The 17,497-nt window shown below is 64.5% G+C and carries 18 protein-coding genes and 1 pseudogene; 3 read left to right on the forward strand and 16 right to left on the reverse strand.

Features of this window, described 5'->3' with window-relative positions; translation table 11 throughout:
* Positions 1–9 precede the first annotated feature (9 nt).
* The 14 genes and pseudogenes from BUQ73_RS12040 to paaF all read right to left on the reverse strand — a co-directional run bounded on the left by BUQ73_RS12040 (position 10) and on the right by paaF (position 13,663).
* Positions 10–1,242: an OprD family porin gene (locus BUQ73_RS12040; protein WP_079228127.1), complete on the reverse strand. Its 1,233-nt coding sequence runs from the start codon at positions 1,240–1,242 to the stop codon at positions 10–12.
* Positions 1,243–1,269: 27 nt separating this feature from the next.
* Positions 1,270–2,838 (reverse strand): annotated as a pseudogene (locus tag BUQ73_RS12045) (cation acetate symporter); the annotation flags it as partial.
* Positions 2,829–3,137 carry a DUF485 domain-containing protein gene (locus BUQ73_RS12050; protein ID WP_027917361.1) on the reverse strand — a complete coding sequence of 103 codons (309 nt, stop codon included), beginning with the start codon at positions 3,135–3,137 and terminating at the stop codon, positions 2,829–2,831. The gene BUQ73_RS12050 and the pseudogene BUQ73_RS12045, both read right to left, overlap by 10 nt.
* A gap of 346 nt (positions 3,138–3,483) precedes the next feature.
* Positions 3,484–4,560, reverse strand: a complete 1,077-nt coding sequence (paaE, locus tag BUQ73_RS12055) for a 1,2-phenylacetyl-CoA epoxidase subunit PaaE (protein ID WP_079228129.1) — start codon at positions 4,558–4,560, stop codon at positions 3,484–3,486.
* 15 nt (positions 4,561–4,575) lie between these two features.
* Complete coding sequence (paaD, locus tag BUQ73_RS12060; protein ID WP_079228130.1) at positions 4,576–5,109, reverse strand: 1,2-phenylacetyl-CoA epoxidase subunit PaaD; 534 nt, start codon at positions 5,107–5,109, stop codon at positions 4,576–4,578.
* Complete coding sequence (paaC, locus tag BUQ73_RS12065; protein ID WP_027917358.1) at positions 5,096–5,854, reverse strand: 1,2-phenylacetyl-CoA epoxidase subunit PaaC; 759 nt, start codon at positions 5,852–5,854, stop codon at positions 5,096–5,098. Before paaC ends, paaD begins: the two co-directional genes overlap by 14 nt.
* Before the next feature lie 8 nt (positions 5,855–5,862).
* Positions 5,863–6,144, reverse strand: a complete 282-nt coding sequence (gene paaB, locus BUQ73_RS12070) for a 1,2-phenylacetyl-CoA epoxidase subunit PaaB (protein ID WP_004374528.1) — start codon at positions 6,142–6,144, stop codon at positions 5,863–5,865.
* A gap of 25 nt (positions 6,145–6,169) precedes the next feature.
* On the reverse strand, positions 6,170–7,159 hold the full coding sequence (gene paaA / locus BUQ73_RS12075; RefSeq protein WP_079228131.1) for a 1,2-phenylacetyl-CoA epoxidase subunit PaaA: 990 nt from the start codon (positions 7,157–7,159) through the stop codon (positions 6,170–6,172).
* Positions 7,160–7,433: 274 nt separating this feature from the next.
* Positions 7,434–8,753: a phenylacetate--CoA ligase PaaK gene (paaK, locus tag BUQ73_RS12080; protein ID WP_079228132.1), complete on the reverse strand. Its 1,320-nt coding sequence runs from the start codon at positions 8,751–8,753 to the stop codon at positions 7,434–7,436.
* A 124-nt stretch (positions 8,754–8,877) separates the two neighbouring features.
* Positions 8,878–10,098: a 3-oxoadipyl-CoA thiolase gene (pcaF, locus tag BUQ73_RS12085; RefSeq protein WP_079228133.1), complete on the reverse strand. Its 1,221-nt coding sequence runs from the start codon at positions 10,096–10,098 to the stop codon at positions 8,878–8,880.
* A complete protein-coding gene (paaI, locus tag BUQ73_RS12090) occupies positions 10,091–10,546 on the reverse strand; it encodes a hydroxyphenylacetyl-CoA thioesterase PaaI (protein WP_079228134.1) in 456 nt (151 codons plus the stop codon). The genes pcaF and paaI overlap by 8 nt, the downstream gene beginning before the upstream one ends.
* On the reverse strand, positions 10,539–12,056 hold the full coding sequence (paaH, locus tag BUQ73_RS12095) for a 3-hydroxyacyl-CoA dehydrogenase PaaH (RefSeq protein WP_079228135.1): 1,518 nt from the start codon (positions 12,054–12,056) through the stop codon (positions 10,539–10,541). Before paaH ends, paaI begins: the two co-directional genes overlap by 8 nt.
* Positions 12,057–12,058: 2 nt before the next feature.
* Complete coding sequence (gene paaG, locus BUQ73_RS12100) at positions 12,059–12,850, reverse strand: 2-(1,2-epoxy-1,2-dihydrophenyl)acetyl-CoA isomerase PaaG (RefSeq protein ID WP_079228136.1); 792 nt, start codon at positions 12,848–12,850, stop codon at positions 12,059–12,061.
* Positions 12,851–12,889: 39 nt separating this feature from the next.
* Entirely contained in the window at positions 12,890–13,663 is a 774-nt protein-coding gene (paaF, locus tag BUQ73_RS12105; protein ID WP_079228137.1) for a 2,3-dehydroadipyl-CoA hydratase PaaF, read from the reverse strand.
* A gap of 278 nt (positions 13,664–13,941) precedes the next feature.
* Between paaF and paaY the strand changes: the two genes are divergently transcribed.
* Together paaY and paaX are read left to right on the forward strand one after the other, a co-directional pair.
* Complete coding sequence (gene paaY / locus BUQ73_RS12110) at positions 13,942–14,541, forward strand: phenylacetic acid degradation protein PaaY (RefSeq protein WP_027917350.1); 600 nt, start codon at positions 13,942–13,944, stop codon at positions 14,539–14,541.
* Between the two features lie 77 nt (positions 14,542–14,618).
* Positions 14,619–15,542: a phenylacetic acid degradation operon negative regulatory protein PaaX gene (paaX, locus tag BUQ73_RS12115; protein WP_192858698.1), complete on the forward strand. Its 924-nt coding sequence runs from the start codon at positions 14,619–14,621 to the stop codon at positions 15,540–15,542.
* A gap of 6 nt (positions 15,543–15,548) precedes the next feature.
* On the opposite strand, the gene BUQ73_RS12120 is transcribed toward paaX, so the two are convergent.
* Positions 15,549–16,343 carry an ABC transporter permease gene (locus tag BUQ73_RS12120; protein ID WP_027917348.1) on the reverse strand — a complete coding sequence of 265 codons (795 nt, stop codon included), beginning with the start codon at positions 16,341–16,343 and terminating at the stop codon, positions 15,549–15,551.
* Positions 16,340–17,035: an ABC transporter ATP-binding protein gene (locus BUQ73_RS12125; RefSeq protein ID WP_079228139.1), complete on the reverse strand. Its 696-nt coding sequence runs from the start codon at positions 17,033–17,035 to the stop codon at positions 16,340–16,342. The genes BUQ73_RS12120 and BUQ73_RS12125 overlap by 4 nt, the downstream gene beginning before the upstream one ends.
* Positions 17,036–17,178: 143 nt before the next feature.
* On the opposite strand from BUQ73_RS12125, the gene BUQ73_RS12130 reads away from it, so the two are divergent.
* Positions 17,179–17,493: a hypothetical protein gene (locus BUQ73_RS12130; protein WP_152031544.1), complete on the forward strand. Its 315-nt coding sequence runs from the start codon at positions 17,179–17,181 to the stop codon at positions 17,491–17,493.
* Positions 17,494–17,497 lie beyond the last annotated feature (4 nt).

A 17,497-nucleotide genomic window follows, 5' to 3' on the forward strand; every position in this document is an offset into this window, starting at 1 on the left:
GGGGCGCTGTTACCACAGCGCCAGGGTGTAGCCGATGATCAGGCGGTTTTCGTCCACGGCATTGGTCAGGCCATTGCCGGAACGGAAGGTGACATTGCGCCAGCGCAGGCTGACGTCCTTGAACGGGCCGCTCTGGATGACGTAGGTGAGGTCGGTGTCACGTTCGCGCTCACGGCCATTGCTGACGGTGGCGGTTTCGGCGTGGCGGCCATCGGTGTAGCGGGTCATGAAACTCAGGCCGGGGATGCCCATGGCGACGAAGTCGTAGTCGTAGCGCAACTGCCAGGAGTCCAGGCCGGCGCGGGTGAAGGTGTTGTAGGTCACCAGGTTGACGGTGAACGGGTCGCCGCCATTGACGAACGGGAAGGCACTGTCGCCGGACATTTGCTGCCAGGTGGCGGTGAACTTGTGGGCCCGCACCCCGAGGGTGAACATGGCGTTGAAGTTGCGGTTGTCGATGTTGCCAGCACGCTCGGCGCCGTCGTTGCGGCTGTCGAAGTAGCGCAGGTCGCTGCGCAGGCTCAGGCCTTCGCCCAGCGGGCGGGTGTCGACCAGGCCGACGAACTGCTGGCGATAGATGTCTTGCAGCTTGGCGTAGTAGTAGCTGACGCTGGTCTGCGGGGTGAGTGCGTAGCTGCCACCGCCGAAGTCGAGGTGGTCGCTGGTGGCGGCGCCGTAGCCCATGTCGTCGCGGCCGGACGAATCGCGCAGGTTGACCTTGCTCAGGCGCCCGGCGTTGAAGGTCAGGCCGTCGATGTCCTGGCTGGTCAGCTGGCCGCCCTGGAAGGTCGAGGCCAACAGGCGGGTGTCGTTGTACACCACCACCGGCAGGATCGGCTGCAGGGTGCCCAGGCGCAGGGTGCTCTTGGACATACGCACCTTGCCGGTCAGGCCCAGTTCGCTGTAGTCATCGACCGGTTCATGGCTGACCGGGCCGAACGGCAGCAGGCCAGTGTTGCGCCGGTCACGGCTGGAATCGAGCTTGACGCCCAGCTGGCCCATGGCATCGAGGCCGAAGCCGACCATGCCCCCGGTGAAGCCCGACTCCACTTTCGCGGTGAAACCCTGGGCCCATTCCTCGGCCTTGGCCTGGGGGGCGTTGCTCTGGCGGAAATCGCGGTTGATGTAGTGGTTGCGCAGCTCAAGGCGTGCATGGCTGTCGTCGATGAAGTCCGCCAGGGCCGGTAATGGCAGGGCGAGGGTGGCCAACCAGGCGGCCGATTTCAGGTGCATGCGGTTCATTGTTGTTATACCCGACATAGTCAAAGATCAGTGCTTGCTGGCGCCTGCGGCGCCGATACCGGTCATGGAGCGGATGAACTGCGCCAGGTAACGGCCGCGTTCCTGCTTGGCACGCTCCGAGCTGTCGCTGACCGAAAACCCCCAGGCGCAGAGGAATGCCAGGCTCATCGAGAACAACGCCGGGTTGCTGTAGGGGAACAGCGCAGTCGGGTTGTGCAGCACGTTGACCCACACGGCAGGGCCGAGCACCACCAGCAACACTGCCGACACCAGCCCGGCCATGCTGCCGCACACCGCGCCGCGGGTGGTCAGGCCCTTCCAGAACATCGAAAGCAGCAGCACCGGGAAGTTGACCGAGGCCGCCACGGCCAGCACCAGGCCGGACAGGAAGGCGATGTTCTGCGACTCGAACACCAGGCCCAGCACCACGGCAAGCAGGCCGATCACCAGGGTGGCGATACGCGACACGCGCATTTCTTCCTGCTCGGTGGCCTGGCCCTTGCGTACCACGCAGGCATACAGGTCGTGGGACACTGCAGAGGCACCGGACAACGCAAGGCCAGCCACCACCGCAAGGATGGTGGCGAAGGCCACGGCAGAGATGAAGCCGAGGAACAGGTTGCCGCCCACGGCCTGGGCCAGGTGCACGGCGACCATGTTGCCGCCACCGATGATTGCACCGGCCGCGTCGCGGTACGCAGGCTCGGTACCGACCAAGACGATGGCGCCGAAGCCGATGACGATCAGCAGCAGGTAGAAGTAGCCGATGAAGCCAGTGGCGTAGAACACACTCTTGCGTGCTTCCTTGGCGTCGCTGACGGTGAAGAAACGCATCAGGATATGCGGCAGGCCGGCGGTGCCGAACATCATGCCCAGACCCAGCGAAATTGCATCCACCGGGTTCGACAGCAGGCCGCCCGGGGCCATGATCGCCTGGCCCTTGGCATGCACGGCTACGGCGCTGGCGAACATCGCTTCAGTGCTGAAACCAAAATGCTTGAGCACCATGAAGGCCATGAAGCTGGTGCCGGACAGCAGCATCACTGCCTTGATGATCTGCACCCAGGTAGTGGCCAGCATGCCGCCGAAGGTAACGTAGGCGACCATCAGCACACCGACCAGCATCACTGCATACAGGTAGCTGATGCCGAACAGCAGCTCGATCAGTTTGCCGGCGCCGACCATCTGCGCCACCAGGTACATCAGCGCCACGACCAAGGTGCCAAAGGCCGAACTCAGGCGCACGGGGGTCTGCGCCAGGCGGTACGAGACCACGTCGGCGAAGGTGTACTTGCCCAGGTTGCGCAGGCGCTCGGCAATCAGGAACAGGATGATCGGCCAGCCAGCCAGTATGCCCAGGGCATACAACAGGCCGTCGTAGCCATTCATGAACATCATTGCCGAGATGCCGAGGAACGACGCGGCACTGATCATGTCCCCGGCAATCGCCAGGCCGTTCTGCATGCCGGTCAGGCCGCCGCCGGCGGTATAGAAGTCACTGGCCGAGCGGGTGCGCAGGGCTGCCCAGCGGGTCACCAGCAAGGTGAAACAGACGAACACCATGAACATCGAGATGGCAGTCCAGTTCATTGCGCGCACTCCTGCTTGACCTTGTCGTTGAGCGGGTCGAGCACGTTGTTGGCGCGGTGCACGTAGATGCCGGTGAGGGCGAAGGACAGCAGCACCATCAGTACACCAACCAGCATGCCGACGGTGGTCACGCCACCGCTCAGGGACTGGCCGAGGGTGTTCGGCGAGAACGCCACCAGCAGGACGAAGCCGTAGTAGATCACCAGCATTGCCAGGGTCAGGCTGCCATTGAGGCGGCGCTTGCGCCGCACCAGATGCTGGAAATCGGGGTGGTTGCTGATGCTTTCGATGTGTTCCGGGGTCATGGCAAGCGATCTCTTTTGTCTTGTAATTGTTTTCTTGAGGTCACGCGGGTGTTGCATTGCGATGTCTTGTGGAAGCGGCCTTTTTGTGGCAGCAGCCTTTTTATGGGAGTGGCTTTTTTGTGGGAGTGGCCTTTTGTGGGAGCGGCCTTGCGTCGCGAAAGGGCTGCGCAGCAGCCCCGGCGATTTGCGATCAGAGCCGAGATCCTGGGGCCGCGCTGCGGCCCTTTCGCGACGCAAGGCCGCTCCCACAAAAGGCCACACCCACAAAAGGCCACACCCACAAAAGGCCACACCCACAAAAGGCCACACCCACATAAGGCCTCTCCCACAAAGGCCGCTCTCACATTCAGAGCTGGTCGAAGTCGAGCACCACCTTGTCGCTCACCGGGTAGGTCTGGCACGACAGCACATACCCGGCCGCCACTTCGTAGTCCTCCAGGGCATGGTTGCTGTCCATCTCCACCTCGCCCTCGACCACCCGGCACTTGCAGGTCGAACACACGCCGGCCTTGCACGAGTAGGGCAGTTCGGCACCGATGGCGTTACCGGCATCCAGCACGTTCTGGGTGTTGCGCGGCAGGTCGAAGCTCAGCGCGCGGCCGTCGCTGATCACGGTGATATGGCTGAGCGCCGAATCCACCTGGCGTGCGGCCTCGCGGGCTTCGCGACGGGCTTCGTTGCCGGCGGCGGCGAACAGTTCGAAGTGGATGCGGTCCTTGGCCATGCCGTTGGCCTGCAGGCTGTCGCGCACGGTCTCGGTCATCGCCTGGGGGCCGCAGATGAACGCGGCATCGAGGCTGGGCACGTCCATCCAGCGCGAGAACAACTGGCCGCACTTGTCGGCGTCGATGCGGCCGTTGTACAGGTCGACATCCTGCTGCTCGCGGCTGAACACGAAAATCAGGTTGAGGCGGTCCAGGTAACGGTTCTTCAGGTCTTCGAGCTTGTCGCGGAACAGCGCCCCGGAACTGGAGCGGTTGCCGTACAGCAGGGTGAAACGGCTGTGGGGTTCGCTGGCCAGGGTGGTGGCGATGATCGACAGGATCGGCGTGATGCCGCTGCCGGCGGCCACACCCAGGTAGTTGCCCTTACGTGCCGGGTCCAGCGGCACGAAGAAGCTGCCCGATGGCGGCATCACTTCCAGCTGCTGGCCGGCCTTGAGCACCTCGTTGGCAAAGGCCGAGAAGCGCCCGCCGGGCACGCGCTTGACGGCCACCCGCAGCTCGCCATCCTGCACGGCACTGCAGATGGAGTAGGAGCGGCGGACTTCTTCGTCGTCCAGCTGGGTGCGCATCACCAGGTACTGGCCCTGGGTGAAACGGAAGGCCTCTTGCAGGTCTGCCGGCACCTCGAAGGCGATTGAAACAGCGTCACGGGTTTCGTTGCGCACTTGCTTGATGGTCAGGCTGTGAAACTGGCTCATGGTGGTCTCCACGGCTCAAATGCATTTGAAGTAGTCGAACGGCTCCAGGCATTCGCGGCAGCGATACAGCGCCTTGCAGGCCGTGGAGCCGAACTGGCTGAGCAATTCGGTTTGGCGGCTGCCGCATTGCGGGCAGCACACTTGTGGGGCTTCGCCGAGCAGGCTGCGCTTGCTGGCGCTGCCTTGCGGTGGGGCGATGCCATAGGCGCGCAGGCGGTCGCGGCCCAGTTCGCTGATCCAGTCGGTGCTCCAGGCCGGGGTCAGCCTGCGCTCCAGGTCCGGGGCGGCGAACCCGGCCAGTTCCAGCGCCTGGCGAATGTCACCCTCTATCACCTCGGTGGCCGGGCAGCCGGAGTAGGTCGGCGTGACTACAAGGTGCAGGTGGCCGGCACGCCAGCCCAGGTCGCGCACTATCCCTAAGTCGACCACGCTGACCACGGGCACTTCCGGGTCCATGACCTGGCCAAGCACCTCCCAGGCACGCGCCAGGTCGTGGCTTTGCTGTGCGCGGGCGCCGCGGTCGCCGGCAATCAGCTCACCAGGTTGCATCGGGGTAGGCCCTTGGCAGGAACTGCATCTCGGCCAGCAGCAGGCCCAGGTGCTCGGTGTGCAGGCCTTGGCGGCCGCTCAGGTAAAAGTGGCTGGCGGCCTTGGGCAGCGGCAGTTCGACCGAGTCGAAGATCGCGCTCACCTGCTTCAGCCAGGCCGCACCCACCGTGGCCGGGTCGGCGGCGATGCCCGCCTGGGCCAGTTGCACTTCATTGTCGCTGCCGGCGCTGAGCTCGACGGTGAAGCGCCACAGGGTCGGGATCGCGTCGAGCATGCGCCGGCGGCTTTCTTCGGTGCCGCCACCCAGGCGCTGTACCCACTCGCCGGAACGGCGCAGGTGATAGGTCACTTCTTTCAGGGCCTTGGCGGCAATCCCTGCGATGCGCTCATCACGCGATTCGACCAGGCCCTGCAACACGGCGTAGTGCCAGGCGTCGTAGAGAAACTGCTTGGCCATGGTCACGGCGAAGTCGCCATTGGGCTGCTCGACCAGCAGCAGGTTGCGGAACGCGCGCTCGTCGCGGCGAAACGCCAGGGCATCGGCGTCGCGGCCGTCGTCGAGCAACTCGGCGGCGTATTCCAGCCAGTTGCGCGCCTGGCCTACCAGGTCGAGGCCGACGTTCATCAGGGCCAGCTCTTCTTCAATGGCCGGCGCGTGGCCGCACCACTCGCACAGGCGCTGGCCCTGGATCAGGGCGCTGTCGCCGAGCAGCAGCAAATACGGGATCAGATCGTGCTTGTGCATGGCCTACCTCACATGTGCCCGACTTCGTCGGGCAGTTCGTAGAAGCTGGCATGGCGGTAGACCTTGTCGTCCGAAGGGGCGAACAGCGGGTCTTTCTCGTCAGGCGAGGAGGCGGTGATCAGTGCCGATGGCACCACCCACAGGCTCACACCTTCGCTGCGCCGGGTGTACAGCTCGCGGGCGTTCTCGATGGCCATGGCGGCGTCGGCGGCATGCACGCTGCCGACATGCTTGTGGTTAAGGCCGTGCTTGCTGCGCACGAACACTTCGTACAGGGTCCAGACAGACATTTTCGATCTCCGCATCAATCGCCGCTCAGGCGGCGTTCTTGTTCTGTTGCTTGCGTGCATAGGCCACGGCTGCTTCGCGCACCCAGGCGCCATCCTCGATGGCCTTGCGCCGGGTGGCGACGCGTTCCTGGTTGCACGGGCCGTTGCCCTTGATCACTTCGTAGAACTCGTCCCACTGGATCTCGCCGAAGTCGTAGTGGCCGCGCTCGGCATTCCACTTCAGGTGCGGGTCGGGGGCGGTGCAGCCGAGCAGCTCGAGCTGGGGCACGGTCTGGTCGATGAAGCGCTGGCGCAGCTCGTCGTTGGTCTGGCGCTTGATCTTCCAGGCCATCGACTGGGCGCTGTTGGGGGAATGCTCGTCGCTTGGGCCGAACATCATCAGCGCCGGCCACCAGAGGCGGTTGATGGCGTCCTGGACCATGTCCTTCTGCGCCTGGGTGCCCTCGCGCATCATGGTCAGCAGCAGCTCGTAGCCTTGGCGCTGGTGGAAGCTCTCTTCCTTGCAGATACGGATCATGGCGCGGGAGTAGGGGCCATACGAGGTGCGCTGCAGTACCACCTGGTTGACGATGGCGGCGCCATCGACCAGCCAGCCCACTGCACCCATGTCGGCCCAGCTCAGGGTCGGGTAGTTGAAGATGCTCGAATACTTGGCCTTGCCGCTGTGCAGCTTGGCGATTTCTTCGTCGCGGTCGGCGCCGAGGGTTTCCATGGCGCTGTACAGGTACAGGCCGTGGCCGGCTTCGTCCTGGATCTTGGCCATCAGCTGCAGCTTGCGCTTGAGGCTGGGGGCGCGGGTGACCCAGTTGCCTTCGGGCAGCATGCCGACGATTTCCGAATGGGCGTGCTGGGAGATCTGCCGGATGAGGGTCTGGCGGTAGGCCTCGGGCATCCAGTTCTTGGCTTCGATCTTGATTTCGGCGTCGATCTTCTCCTGGAAGTTGCGCTCTTCGGGCGACATCTCTTCCAGCGCCTTGACGCGCTTGACTCCGGTTTCCACTAGCTGTGCGTACATGTTCCGACTCCTGCTAAGGCATGAGTCATTTGTAAGCGATACAAAACATAACGTCAAACAGTTTTATGTGTATCAAATAAGATTTGTGTATCGCTTTGCTGGCCATGGGGGCTGCTGTGCAGCCCTTTCGCGACGCAAGGCCGCTCCTACAGGGGGGAATGCGGTCGCTTGTAGGAGCGGCCTTGCGTCGCGAAAGGGGCGCAAAGCGCCCCCGGCAATCTCGCAGGCAAAAAAAAGCCCCGGACCATGCCGGGGCACAAAGGCAGCCGATGACTCAGCTGGCCAACCGTTTGTCGAACACATGGCAAGCCTTGCCTTCGGAACGCTTCAGCGTGCCGCAAGGCTGTAGGTGCACCTGGGTGCTGATGCCGATGTAGGTCTTGATCTGCTTGCTCAGCTCCCCGATAACCAGCTTGCGCTGCGAGTCATCGAGGTGCTGGCACTCCGCACGCAATTCCACATGCACCTCGACGCTGTCCAGGTTGCCATTGCGATACAGATGAATCTCATAAAGCTCTGAAAGCTGTTTTATTTTCAGCACCTGCTCCTCGATCTGCGTCGGGAACACGTTCACCCCGCGGATGATCAGCATGTCGTCACTGCGCCCGGTGATCTTGCCGATGCGCCGCATGGGCCGCGCCGTGCCCGGCAGCAGGCGGGTGAGGTCGCGGGTGCGGTAGCGCACCATCGGCAGTGCCTCCTTGCTCAGCGAGGTGAACACCAGCTCGCCGAGCTGCCCGTCTGGCAGCACCGCGCCGGTCACCGGGTCGATGATTTCAGGGTAGAAGTGGTCCTCCCAGATGGTCGGGCCATCCTTGGTCTCGATGCACTCCATGGCCACGCCCGGGCCCATGATCTCGGACAGGCCATAGATGTCCAGGGCATCGATCCCCAGGCGTTGCTCGATGGAGCGCCGCAGCTCGTCGGTCCAGGGCTCGGCACCGAAGATGCCCAGGCGCAGCTTCAGGTCATGCGGGTCGATGCCCTGGCGCTCGATCTCGTCGGCGAGGTTGAGCATGTACGAAGGCGTGACCATGATGATGTCGGGCTGGAAGTCGCGGATCAGTTGCACCTGCTTCTCGGTCTGGCCGCCGGACATGGGGATGACCGTGCAGCCCAGGCGTTCGGCACCGTAGTGGGCGCCCAGGCCGCCGGTGAACAGGCCATAGCCGTAGGACACATGCACCTTGTCGCCCTTGCGCCCGCCGGCGGCGCGGATAGAGCGGGCAACCACGTTGGCCCAGGTGTCGATGTCATTCTGGGTGTAACCGACCACAGTCGGCTTGCCGGTGGTGCCGCTTGATGCATGCAGGCGCACCACCTCTTCCTGGGGCACGGCAAACATGCCATAGGGGTAGTTGTCGCGCAGGTCGTTCTTGCCGGTGAAGGGGAACTTCGCCAGGTCGTCGAGGGATTTCAGGTCGTCAGGGTGGGCGCCGCACTCGTCGAAACGCTTGCGGTACAGCGGCACGTTGGCATAGGCGTGCTTCAGGCTCCAGCGCAGCCGCTCCAGCTGGTGCTGGCGCAGGGCGTCGATACTGGCGGTTTCCATCGGGTCCAGCAGGGCACGATCGGCATCATGGTACATGTTCATGGCTTCACTCGAATTGTTCTTGTACGTCGGCCGCAGGCGTTGGCCAAGCAGCTTACCGTGAGTGTCATGGACGCAGCATAACTGGCGGCGTCGCGTTCGGTAACAAGCCGATGGTCTGAACCGCTCAGAGGCGTTCTATGACCATCGCAATGCCTTGGCCAACGCCGATGCACATGGTGCACAGGGCGTAGCGGCCATGGGTTTGCTCCAGCTCGTGCAGGGCAGTGGTAACCAGCCGTGCGCCGCTCATGCCCAGCGGGTGGCCCAGGGCGATGGCACCGCCGTTGGGGTTGACCCGCGGGTCGTCGTCGGCCAGGCCCAGCTCGCGCAGTACCGCAAGCCCCTGCGCGGCGAAGGCTTCGTTCAGTTCGATGACGTCCATGTCGGCCAGTGCCAGGCCGGTCAGTTCCAGCACCTTGCGGGTTGCCGGCACCGGGCCGATGCCCATGATGCGTGGCTCGACCCCGGCAACCGCCATGCCGACGATCCGGCCACGGGCCTTGAGGCCGTGGCGGCGGGCGGCATCGCTGCTGGCAAGCAACAGGGCACAGGCGCCGTCGTTGACGCCGGAGGCATTGCCGGCAGTGACGCTGCCGCCCTGGCGGAACGGCGTGCCGAGCCTGGCCAACTGATCCAGGGTGGTTTCGGCGCGCGGGTGTTCGTCCTGCTCGACCCGCAGGGCCGGGCCTTTGCGCTGGGCGATTTCCACCGGCACGATCTCCCGTGCCAGGCGGCCATTGGCCTGTGCCGCCGCTGCCTTGTGCTGGCTGCGCAAGGCAAAGGCGTCCTGATCGGCGCGGGAGATGCCGTACTGTTCAGCGACGTTCTCTGCCGTTTCCGGCATCGAGTGGATACCGTAGGCGCCCTTCATGAGTTTGTTGACGAAACGCCAGCCGATGGTGGTGTCGAATAGCTCGGCGCTGCGGCCGAACGCTTGCTCCGACTTGCCCATGACGAACGGTGCACGCGACATCGACTCGACGCCGCCGGCCAGCATCAGCCCGGCCTCGCCGCAACGCAGGGCACGGGCGGCATTGCCGATGGCATCCAGGCCCGAACCGCACAGGCGGTTGATCGTGGTGCCCGGCACACTGATCGGCAGCCCGGCGAGCAGGCCAGCCATGCGCGCGACGTTACGGTTGTCTTCACCGGCCTGGTTGGCGCAGCCGAGGATCACGTCGTCGATGGCCTGCCAGTCCAGTTCCGGGTGGCGCTCGACCAGGGCCTTGATCGGCACGGCGGCCAGGTCGTCGGCACGCACGCTGCTCAGGGCGCCGCCGTAACGGCCGATCGGTGTGCGCACGGCATCGATGATCAGGGCATCGAGGGGCTTGGCTTCAGTCATCTTGGGTCTCCTGCGCGAGCACGGTGCCGCGCACTTGGTAGGATTTACCGCGGAACAGGGCAATCAGCTCGCCGCGCTGGTTCTGGATACGCACGTCGTACAGGCCGGTGCGGCCTTTGCGGCTGAGCTCGGTGGCGGCTGCGCTGAGCAGGTCGCCAGCCAGCGCCGGGGCGACATAGTCGATGCTGCAGCCTTGGGCGACCGTGGCCTTGTCGTGGCTGTTGCAGGCAAAGGCGAAGGCCGAGTCGGCCAGGGCAAACAGGAAACCGCCATGGCAGGTGCCGTGGCCCTGCAGCATGTCGGCGCGCACCGGCATGCTCAGGCGCGCCCGACCCGGGCCGACATCGAGCAAGGTGATGCCCAGGCCTTGGGTGGCCTGGTCGCGGGAGTACATCGCGTCGGCACAGGCCTGGGCCAGCTCCTCTGCATTACGTTGCAGGTCAGTCATGCAGGTTCGCTCCTTGTTCGACGCTGCGCCGCAGCAGCAGGGAAGGCCGGTAGCGGCTTTCGCCGTAACTGGCCTGCAGGTTTTCCAGCACGCGCAGGGTGTAATCGACGCCCAGCTGCTCGGCCCAGGCCAGCGGGCCACGCCGGTAATTGACCCCGGCGCACATGGCCAGGTCGATGTCGGCCGCGCTGCCGACGCCCTGCAACACCGCATCGGCAGCTTCGTTGGCGAGCATGGCCACGGTGCGCAGCACCACCAGGCCGGGCAGGTCGGCGATAGCGGTCACCTTCAGGCCGGCGCGCTGCAGCAGCGCCACCGCCTGGTCGCGTGCCTGGGCAGTGGTGTCGGCAGACCAGCTGATGGCGATACGTGTGGCGGCCTGGTAATCCAGCGCGAGGTCGACCAGCACCAGATTGCGCAGGCCATCCTCACGGGCGCGCTGGCTGGCCAGGCGGCCGTCGGACAGGGCCAGGGTGGCGTCACCGGTGCGCAGCAGGCCGTTGCCCGCCCGTTCGGTGATGGCCAGGCCGCTGTCGCGCAAGCGCGCCAGCAACGGCTGCAAGGCGCCCAGGTGGCCTTCGACCACGCAGCATTCGGCGCTTGCCGTGCTGTGCAGCTCGGCTGCCGGCGGGCGTTCTGCGCCATCGGCATAGCTATAGAAGCCTTGGCCACTCTTGCGCCCCAGGCGCCCGGCATCCACCAGCTCTTTTTGCACCAGTGAAGGCTGGAAGCGGAAGTCACCGTAGAACGCTTCGAAGACCGAGCAGGTAACGGCGTAGTTGACGTCATGGCCGATCAGGTCGGTCAGTTCGAATGCACCCATGCGAAAGCCGCCAGCATCGCGCAGCAGCGCATCCAGTGTTGCGCAATCGGCGGCACCTTCTTGCAGCAACCGCAGGCTTTCGGCATAGAACGGCCGGGCCACGCGATTGACGATGAAGCCGGGGGTAGAGCGCGTGTGCACAGGCTTCTTGCCCCAGGCTTTGGCGGTGTCATAGAGCGTGCTGGCGATGCCGGGCTCGGTTGCCAGGCCAGAAACCACCTCAACCAGTGCCATCAGCGGCGCCGGGTTGAAGAAGTGCATGCCGACCACCCGTTGTGGCCGTTGCAGGCCTGCCGCGAGGCTGGTGATCGACAGCGACGAGGTGTTGCTGGCGAGGATGCAGTCCTGGCCGCACAGGCCTTCCAGCTGCCGCAGCAACTGCTGCTTGATCGACAGGTTCTCGACGATGGCCTCGATCACCAACTTCGCATCGGCCAGGGTTTCGATCGATTCGACTGGCTGCAGGCGCGCGGTAATTGCTTCACGTGCGCCTGGCAGCAGTTTGCCTTTTTCCACCAGGCGCGCGAGCTGGCGGTCGATGCCGTCTACGGCCTGGGCGGCGGCGCCAGGGCGGTTGTCATAGAGTTTTACCGGGTGACCGGCCTGGGCGGCGACCTGGGCAATACCAGCCCCCATGGCGCCAGCGCCGATGACCGCCACCAGGGCGTTGCTGCTGAGTGCGTTCATGGTCAACGCCCTTTGAATGCAGGAGTGCGCTTGTTCATGAAGGCGCTGACGCCTTCACGGTAGTCTTCGCTGCGCCCGGCCAGCCGTTGCAGGTCGCGTTCAAGCTCAAGCTGCTGGTCAAAGCCGTTGTCGAAGCTGACGTTGAGGCTGCGCTTGATCAGGGCCAGGCCGTAGGTCGGCTGGCTGGCCAGGTGGCGGGCGAGGGCAAGGGCCTCGTCGCGCAGTTCGGCATCGTCGACCACACGGTGGATCAGGCCCCAGCGCTCGGCCTGTTCTGCGCTCAGGCGTTCGCCGAGCATGGCCAGCGCTTTGGCTCGCGCCATGCCGACCAGGCGTGGCAGCAGCCAGGTACCGCCGGAGTCCGGCACCAGGCCGATCTTGCAGAACGCCTGGATGAAGCTTGCCGAGCGGGCGGCCAGCACCAGGTCGCAGGCCAGCGGGATGTTGGCGCCGGCACCGGCGGCCACGCCATTGACGGCGCAGATGACCGGCAGCGGCAGGTCGCGCAGGGTGCGCACCAGCGGGTTGTAGAACTTGTCGATGGACTCGCCCAGGTCGGGCATTGCCGCGCCTGGCGCGACGTTGCGGTCGGACAGGTCCTGGCCTGCGCAGAAGCCGCGGCCTTCGCCGGTCAGCAGCAGGACCCGCGCCGTGCTGCTCTGGCGTACCAGCTTGAGGGCCTCGCGCACTTCCAGGTGCATCTGGGTATTGAAACTGTTCAGCTGCTCAGGGCGGTTCAGCGCGAGGAAGGCCACACCGTCCTCGATGGAAAACACAATGTGCTCGAAAGTCATGACGGACTCGCTCGATCAGTCGATGGGAAGTGGGGCGGCTCAGCAGCCTTTGAACTGCGCCGGGCGTTTTTCCTGGAAGGCGCGAATGCCTTCGTCACGGTCGGCAGTGCCGGCCAGCACGGTGAACGCATGGCGCTCGAAGCGCAGGCCGCTGGCCAGGTCGCTGTCGCCAGCCTTGAGCAGGGCCTCCTTGGCCAGGCGCACCGCCAGCGGCGCCTTGGCGGCGATACTGCGGGCGACCTGCAGCGCACGCTCGACAGCCAGTTCAGGCTGGGTGATTTCGCTGATCAGGCCGGCCTGCAGGGCGTGGCGGGCAGTGATTGCCTCGCCGGTCAGCACCATCTGCATGGCCAGCGGCTTGCCAACGGCACGCAGCAACCGCTGGGTGCCACCGGCGCCCGGCATGATCCCGAGGTTGATCTCTGGCTGGCCGAAGCGGGCGTCGTCGCCGGCGATCACGATGTCGGCGCACATCACCAGCTCGCAGCCGCCACCCAGGGCGTAGCCGTTGACGGCCGCGATCAAGGGCTTGGCGAAGGCTGCTATGCGTTGCCAGTGGGCGACGCGAGGGTCACTGAGGATGCCGACCAGGTCGCGCTCGGCCATTTCGCGGATATCGGCACCGGCGGCGAAGGCCTTGCGGCTGCCGGTGATGACCACGGCGCGGGTGAGTGGGTCGGCATCCGCATCGGCGAGCGCTGCCGCAAGCTCTGCCAGTAATTCGGTGCACAGGGCGTTGAGCGCTTCCGGGCGTTGCAGGGTGAGCAGGCGAACGCCGTGTTCAGGGGCCTGCACATCGATGAAACGAGGCATGTCGGGGTCCTCAGGCTGCTCGCACGGCGCGTCAGGTGGCCGGCATTTATTGGAATTGTCTGCAGGGGCAGCAGGGGCCTGCCCAGGTGCAATCAGTATAAGCATCATCTGATACATCAATGCAACAGCAATTGTGTTTTTGTGTATCTCGTGATATTTTTGTCGTTACAGAGGTATCGCTTGATCATAGATGACATAAGGCGTACGCCCGGATCATCAGGCCGTTTTATTGCGATACACGATGATGAATGATTAATGCAGGATTACGGAGAATACATATGCCTTGCTATCGGCTCGACGGCTTGACCCCTGTGGTCGACCCCACTGCGTACGTGCATCCGAGCGCAGTACTCATCGGTGATGTGATCGTCGGCCCGCGCTGCTATGTAGGCCCGCTGGCATCTTTGCGCGGCGATTTCGGGCGCATCGTGCTGGAAGAAGGGGCGAACCTGCAGGACACCTGCGTCATGCATGGCTTCCCGGGCGGCGACACGGTGATCGAGCGCAATGGCCATGTCGGCCATGGTGCGGTGCTGCATGGCTGCCGCGTGGGTGAGGATGCGCTGGTCGGCATGAATGCCGTGGTCATGGACGGCGCGCACATAGCGCCACGCTGCATCGTCGGCGCCACGGCCTTTGTCAAAGCGGGCTTCGAGTGCCCCGAACAGAGCCTGGTGATGGGCGCGCCGGCGCAGGTCAAGCGGCCGTTGACCGAGCAGGAGTTGAGCTGGAAACAGCGCGGCACTGCCGAGTACCAGCGCCTGAGCCAACGCTGCATGGCGACCATGGTGGAATGCCCACCGCTGAGCGCAGCCGAAGCACAGCGCCCGCGCATGGGTGACGGCGGCTTCAGGCCCAAAGGCGAGGCGGGCGCATGAACCTGCCGGCGTCGCGCCATGGTCAGGCGACCCGTCGCACAGGTATAGTCGGTGCTTTCAATGCGCGCAGTTCGTCCATGAGCAACCTCGTTCCGCTGAACAACCTGATCACCCGCTTCCAGGAGCAGACCCCGATCCGCGCCAGTTCGCTGATCATCACCCTCTACGGTGATGCCATCGAACCCCATGGCGGCACGGTCTGGCTGGGCAGTCTGATCAACCTGCTGGAGCCGATCGGCATCAACGAGCGGCTGATCCGCACCTCGATCTTCCGCCTGACCAAGGAAGACTGGCTGACCGCCGAGAAGGTGGGGCGGCGTAGCTACTACAGCCTGACCGGCACCGGGCGGCGGCGTTTCGAAAAGGCTTTCAAGCGCGTCTATAGCCCGAGCCAGCCCGCCTGGGATGGCGCCTGGACGCTGGTGTTGCTGTCTCAGCTGGAGGCTGGCAAACGCAAGGCCGTGCGCGAAGAGCTGGAGTGGCAGGGCTTTGGTGCCATGGCGCCGAACCTGTTGGGCTGCCCAAGGGCTGATCGCGGCGATCTGGCCGCCACCTTGCGCGAGCTGGAAGCCAGTGACGACAGCATCGTGTTCGAAACCCATACCCAGGAAGTGCTGGCGTCCAAGGCGATGCGTGCACAGGTGCGGGAAAGCTGGCGCATCGATGAGCTTGGCCAGCAATACAGCGAGTTCATCCAGCTGTTCCGGCCGCTGTGGCAGAGCTTGAAAGAACAGGACGAGCTCGATGCCCAGGATTGCTTCCTGGCGCGAACCTTGTTGATCCACGAGTACCGCCGCTTGCTGCTGCGCGACCCGCAGCTGCCGGACGAGCTGCTGCCCGGTGACTGGGAAGGCCGCGCAGCCCGCCAGCTGTGCCGCAACCTGTATCGCCTGGTCTGGGCCAAGGCGGAAAGCTGGCTCAACAGCGCCCTGGAAACCGCCGACGGGCCATTGCCCGATGTCAATGAAAGCTTCTACAAGCGCTTTGGCGGCCTGGCCTGAGCGCGCTCAGCCGCGCCTGCCCAGCTTGTGCGCCATGAACTGATGAGCCGGTGAAAACAGCCGGTTGAAGGTCAGCAGCACGGCACACACCGTGCCCAGCGCCGACGCTGCGGCAATCAGGAACATGATCACGATCTGGTAGCGCACGGCGTCCCCAGGCGCCTGCCCGGCCAGTATCTGCCCGGTCATCATGCCTGGCAGGCTGACGATCCCCACCACCGACATCTGGTTCAGCGTTGGCATCATGCCGGCCTTCAACGCTTGGCTCGCTGCGGCGCGGGCCGCCTCCCAGCGCGTGCCGCCGAGCGACAGGACCATGTCCACGACCGGGCGCTGGGCGCTCAGCTCACGGGTCATGCGGTCGATGCCCAAGGCAACGGCGGTGAGGGTATTGCCGAGGATCATGCCAAGGATGGGAATGGCATATTGCGGCTCGTACCAGGGGCGCACACGCAGCACCACGAACAGGCCGATAGCGGTGACCAGCCACGAACTCAGCCCGACCGACAGCACGCTGTCGGCCACCAGGCCCCGATGCCGATGCTGGCCCCTGCCAGCCGCCGAATAGCCGGCGATCAGGGTCATGCTCAGCATCAGCGGCAGCACTATGTACCACTGGGCATGCTGGAACACCCAGCCGAGGATGTAGCCAATGGCCAACAGCTGGGTGATGGTACGCAGTGACGCCCACAGCAACTGGCGCTCCAGTTGCAGCTTCAGCAGCAGCGACAGCAGGCCGTTGACCAGAATCAGCGCAGCGGCAATCGCCACGTCGGTGTAGGCAAGGTTGTGATAGTTCATTTCAGCAAGGTGCCTTGGTGCATGGTCAAGGTGCGCGTACTGATGCGCTGGGCTTGAGCGTGGTCGTGAGTGATCCACAGGAAGGCGCGACTATCGGGCGCTTCTTCGAGCCAGTTCATGACCAGCGCCTCTGCTGCAGCCACCGATTGCGGGTCGAGCGCCGAGGTCGGCTCGTCGAGCAACAGCACCTGGGGTGCCAGCAGCAGTGCCCGGACCAGGGCAACCAGCTGCGCCTCGCCCCCGGACAGGTCGAATGTGGCCTTGTCGGTAAAGCCGGTTGGTTTGCCGGCCAGTTCCAGCAGGCGCACCGCCAGGGCTGCATCGAAGCGGCGGTGGCGGTTGTGCTTGAGCGTGAAGGGTAGCCGCAGGTTGTCCATGACACTGCCGTCCACCAGCGCGGCACGTTGAGTCAGGTAGCAGGCGCGGGCGCGAAAATTCGGTATCAGTGGCGGGGTCAGCGGTTCGCCCAGCCACAGCACTTCACCTGAGCTGGGGGCATCCAGCAGGGCCAGGGTGCGCAGCAGGACGCTCTTGCCCGAACCTGACGCGCCAATCAGGGCTATACGCTCGCCAGCACGCAGGCAGAAGTCGGTGGGTGCCAGCAAGGTGGCCTGGCTCGGCAGATCTACGCGGCCCAGTTGCCTGGCTTCAAGCAGAACGGCTTCGGCATGAGAGTTCTGCGGGCCTTTCAATAGAGGTGTTCCTTGAAGTCGAATAGGAAAACGACATTTTAAACAGCGCAGGCTTGAGGTCAGGTTTTTTTGACGGAACTTTCATGTTGAATGGCTTAAACCAGCGGTAACGCGACAGGCTTGCTTGCACAGGGTTAGCGACCATGCACATTTCCATGTTTGGCCATCATTTGTTGTTTCTGATGTTGTTCATTGCATCTGTGGTCAGCTGGCTTTACCTGTGGCTGGTGGGGTTTCTGCATTCGTCAGTGGCGACCAGCGACTGCCCGGTACTTAAACCGGACGTCTTGACGGTCCTGGGCCTGGTGCTGACGCTGGGCTGCGCCGTGCTGGAATTTTTCAGCCCGTTCGAAGGGCTCACGCTGTTGATCGTGCTGCTGGTGATCGGCCTGGTCATGCCCTGGGGCGGTGCATTGGGCGGCCGATATCACGAGCGCTTGCGCGCTCGCAAGGTTTAGATGG

It is taken from the genome of Pseudomonas putida (assembly GCF_002025705.1).
Lineage (GTDB): Bacteria > Pseudomonadota > Gammaproteobacteria > Pseudomonadales > Pseudomonadaceae > Aquipseudomonas > Aquipseudomonas putida_J.

Coding starts and splice junctions, on each gene's coding strand:
- paaH (WP_079228135.1), bottom strand. CDS start 12,056: ATGAACGCACTCAGCAGCAACGCCCTGGTGGCGGTCATCGGCGCTGGC.
- BUQ73_RS12120 (WP_027917348.1), bottom strand. CDS start 16,343: ATGAACTATCACAACCTTGCCTACACCGACGTGGCGATTGCCGCTGCG.
- paaF (WP_079228137.1), bottom strand. CDS start 13,663: ATGCCTCGTTTCATCGATGTGCAGGCCCCTGAACACGGCGTTCGCCTG.
- paaK (WP_079228132.1), bottom strand. CDS start 8,753: ATGAACATGTACCATGATGCCGATCGTGCCCTGCTGGACCCGATGGAA.
- BUQ73_RS12040 (WP_079228127.1), bottom strand. CDS start 1,242: ATGAACCGCATGCACCTGAAATCGGCCGCCTGGTTGGCCACCCTCGCC.
- paaI (WP_079228134.1), bottom strand. CDS start 10,546: ATGACTGACCTGCAACGTAATGCAGAGGAGCTGGCCCAGGCCTGTGCC.
- paaB (WP_004374528.1), bottom strand. CDS start 6,144: ATGTCTGTCTGGACCCTGTACGAAGTGTTCGTGCGCAGCAAGCACGGC.
- paaY (WP_027917350.1), top strand. CDS start 13,942: ATGCCTTGCTATCGGCTCGACGGCTTGACCCCTGTGGTCGACCCCACT.
- paaG (WP_079228136.1), bottom strand. CDS start 12,850: ATGACTTTCGAGCACATTGTGTTTTCCATCGAGGACGGTGTGGCCTTC.
- paaE (WP_079228129.1), bottom strand. CDS start 4,560: ATGAGCCAGTTTCACAGCCTGACCATCAAGCAAGTGCGCAACGAAACC.
- pcaF (WP_079228133.1), bottom strand. CDS start 10,098: ATGACTGAAGCCAAGCCCCTCGATGCCCTGATCATCGATGCCGTGCGC.
- paaA (WP_079228131.1), bottom strand. CDS start 7,159: ATGTACGCACAGCTAGTGGAAACCGGAGTCAAGCGCGTCAAGGCGCTG.
- BUQ73_RS12130 (WP_152031544.1), top strand. CDS start 17,179: ATGCACATTTCCATGTTTGGCCATCATTTGTTGTTTCTGATGTTGTTC.
- paaC (WP_027917358.1), bottom strand. CDS start 5,854: ATGCACAAGCACGATCTGATCCCGTATTTGCTGCTGCTCGGCGACAGC.
- paaD (WP_079228130.1), bottom strand. CDS start 5,109: ATGCAACCTGGTGAGCTGATTGCCGGCGACCGCGGCGCCCGCGCACAG.
- BUQ73_RS12050 (WP_027917361.1), bottom strand. CDS start 3,137: ATGACCCCGGAACACATCGAAAGCATCAGCAACCACCCCGATTTCCAG.
- paaX (WP_192858698.1), top strand. CDS start 14,619: ATGAGCAACCTCGTTCCGCTGAACAACCTGATCACCCGCTTCCAGGAG.